This is a genomic window from Vibrio sp. 2033 (genome assembly GCF_033339735.1).
This window is the reverse complement of sequence record NZ_JAWOVC010000429.1, coordinates 1-657: the sequence shown is the minus strand read 5'-3', so window position 1 is coordinate 657 and position 657 is coordinate 1. Positions and strand designations below refer to the sequence as shown.

The 657-nt window shown below is 43.8% G+C and carries 1 protein-coding gene; it reads right to left on the bottom strand.

Annotation, left to right across the window (positions count from 1 at the left end):
* On the bottom strand, positions 1 to 657 hold a 657-nt coding region (gene modC, locus R7P74_RS27000; RefSeq protein ID WP_318123740.1), incomplete at both ends, for a molybdenum ABC transporter ATP-binding protein.

Genomic DNA, 657 nt, shown 5'->3' with positions numbered 1-657 from the left:
GGAGAATGATTGCCATGGTCGCATTGCGTGAGAAGCCCAAACCTCTTCAAGTTTGCCAGATGTGGTTACTTGTCCTTTATCGATAATCGCAAGATGCTGAGCAAGCCTCAAAATCTCTTGTAGGCTATGCGTTACATAGATAATGGGAATGTTCACCTTGTCTGACAACTCTTCCAGAAATGGCATGACTTCACGCTTTCTGGGCATATCTAGTGATGCGAGAGGTTCATCCATCAACAACAAATCCGGCTTCGATAACAGTGCACGAGCAATAGCGACACGTTGCTTTTCACCGCCAGAGAGTGAGATTGGAAAACGCTTTAAAAGAGGTTTGATGGAGAGCAAGTCCGTCACGGCATCAAAATACGCATCATCTTTTGCCTTCACCCCATACAAAAGATTGCCCTGTACAGAGTAATGAGGAAATAAACGCGAGTCCTGAAATACATACCCGATTTTACGTTTATGCGTTGGTAAATTGATCCCTTGTTCACTGTCAAACAAGACGTGATCACCAATTGCAATTCTGCCCTGTTGTGGCGTCACCAACCCACTAATCACATTGATTAATGTGGTTTTACCAGCTCCAGAACGTCCAAATAATGCACTTATCTCGTTACGTGGTAACGAAAGATCGATATCAAAGTTAGTTTCGCC